Genomic DNA, 2,365 nt, shown 5'->3' on the forward strand with positions numbered 1-2,365 from the left:
TTGCAATCTGGCTCTTTGAGAATCCTTTTTTCTTTAAACGATGTATCTCTTGGTAAATCATCCACTTTTCCACTCCTTATTTCCTCCCCCTTCGACATACTCCGATTTAAGTATACCGAAAGGGATACGGAATTAGTAAACCGTTTAGTCTTAATTGGTGAAAACTGTTTACTCTTATTTGTGGAAAACTGTTGAGTCTAGTTTAGCAGTTACACGCCTGCACAAATTTGATAAAAAAGTGGCAGACTATCATCTATTGGATACAATTATCCTAGAAGGACTGGCTGAACATGCGGTTCTGGAGCGATTCAAGAAAAAATATTGTGCAGATTGGACGCGATATTATTCAGACGAAGAGTTAGAAAAATGTGGAAACACCTTATTCTACCTTCCACTGATCTTCCAAAGGGACACAGAGAACATGAGGCTATATTGTATGGTGTTGATCATTACCCTAGGATGGCTGGTTATTATTTAGTAAAACAATACGTGGAAACAAATAAACGTTCAACTAAAGAATTGCTGAACACGTCTTCTTCTGTTATCGCAAAAATGACACAGACGGATTAATTTCCGTCTGTGTCATTTCATCTTACCAATAATATGGTGGTTGTATAGTGCAAAATAAAAGTGCAGAGTATTGCAAAGGATTTTAGCGTTGCAACTTTACTTTGAGAGGCGGGCATGATAGCCTTCATTGGCAAAGTCAGCCCTTGCTACGGCTGGCTTCATGGCTTTGTACTCATGCCCACAGAGGCTCAAAGTCAAATTGCAACATTATGTAATTGCAATTGCAATCTTGTGTATTTTTGTTTTGCAAAATACAGTGGTAACAACGCAAGGCTGACAATCACTTCCAGGGCAATCCCAAATCCAAAAACTACCCAACCATAGCCGAAGCCAACAAATCCCCCAGAGCCTCGTAACGGTCGTAAATACACACGATTGGACTCCACTCTCTCAATCATACTACGGTGCACTCTTCTATCCCTTGTCCTTATTTCAACAGGCCGCCGATGGTATCTCATACAGAGATTACGATAATGATCAACAGACAATCCTCTCACCCCCACTTCATTTCCATAAAATATGACACCCGCACTCATTTTGCATGAGATAGAAGTGGAGAAAAGCCTGAATTGGGACACAGGGTCAGAGCATTTGTCCCGATCAGAAGGGCAAATTATAACAAATTTGAACCTCTCATGACTGAAGTCACGAGTGTTCTTGGGTTATTTATAAAGTTTTTGAAATAAGTAAACAAAATTATATAAATGAAAATAATCGTTGTTCAACTATATTCATCTAGGAGAAGAAGTCATCGATGATTATACTAAAGTGTTTACCATGTTAACCAAGACATGTTAAGTGGTGTTGTGAAGGCAAAAAGTAGTTAATTCGAAGTTTTAGTTTAGGCGGATCCCCTGATTAGAATAAAGCTTACATTTATACTTGATGGAAATGAAACTATAATCTCTACTATCTAAATTCAAACACAAAATTACAACTTCCTTCTTCATTATTTTATAGAGTGCTCTGTACTACCCAATTCTTAACCTATACGCATTTTGATATCCTGCTAATTTTTTAATATCTAAATGGATATTAAATGGATTATTAGCAAGAACCAGTAGAGCTTTTTTGATTCTTTCTTTTGTTACCTTATCTAGTTTGTTTAAATATTTCTTGAGCTTTTTGAAAATCAAATTTCAAACATCGTTGTCATTTTTTTCAAATACCTGATCAAAAGTAAAATATTCCCCTTTTGAGTATTCATCTAGTGACTTTTTCATTTTAGTTTTTGACTCCTTATCTAAAACGGCTTCACTTTGATCCAATTCGTTTAGTCCGTCCAAATAATGCTTCATCTCAGGATATTTTCACTTGGAAAATCCTCTATTTGCTTAAATAAATCCCATTTTGATATCCTATATTTATTCCTTCATGATATCAATCATGATATCAATATTAATATTGATATTAATATTGATTAGATATACAAAAAAACGCTTCTGATCGTTTAGACAGAGCGTTTTACAAAAAGCTTCCAACAGGATTTGAACCTGCGACCTCTTCCTTACCATGGAAGCGCTCTACCTGCTGAGCTATGGAAGCACATTCTAAACATAAACATAAAAATGGCTCCACAGGTAGGATTCGAACCTACGACCGATCGGTTAACAGCCGATTGCTCTACCACTGAGCTACTGTGGAATAATACTATGTAAATTATTATATGCCTGGCAACGTCCTACTCTCGCAGAGACAAGGTCTCAACTACCATCGGCGCTGGAAAGCTTAACTGCTGTGTTCGGTATGGGAACAGGTGTGACCTTTCCGCCCTCATTACCAGACATATACTATA

Annotated in this window: 1 protein-coding gene, 2 tRNA genes, 1 rRNA gene and 1 pseudogene; 1 reads left to right on the forward strand and 4 read right to left on the reverse strand. The window is 36.9% G+C overall.

Annotated features, from left to right (window positions below):
* Positions 1–238: 238 nt before the first annotated feature.
* A pseudogene (locus LZD48_RS18280) lies at positions 239–570 on the forward strand (DUF2268 domain-containing putative Zn-dependent protease).
* Positions 571–764: 194 nt separating this feature from the next.
* Here LZD48_RS18280 and LZD48_RS18285 read toward each other — a convergent pair.
* The 4 genes from LZD48_RS18285 to rrf form a co-directional block, all read right to left on the reverse strand.
* Positions 765–968, reverse strand: a complete 204-nt coding sequence (locus LZD48_RS18285) for a hypothetical protein (protein ID WP_310739878.1) — start codon at positions 966–968, stop codon at positions 765–767.
* A 1,074-nt stretch (positions 969–2,042) separates the two neighbouring features.
* A tRNA-Thr gene (locus LZD48_RS18290) sits at positions 2,043–2,115 on the reverse strand.
* A 24-nt stretch (positions 2,116–2,139) separates the two neighbouring features.
* Positions 2,140–2,214, reverse strand: a tRNA-Asn gene (locus LZD48_RS18295).
* 24 nt (positions 2,215–2,238) lie between these two features.
* A 5S ribosomal RNA gene (gene rrf / locus LZD48_RS18300) occupies positions 2,239–2,354 on the reverse strand.
* Positions 2,355–2,365: the final 11 nt, after the last annotated feature.

Source organism: Oceanobacillus alkalisoli, from assembly GCF_021556485.1.
Taxonomy (GTDB): Bacteria; Bacillota; Bacilli; order Bacillales; family Amphibacillaceae; genus Oceanobacillus; species Oceanobacillus alkalisoli.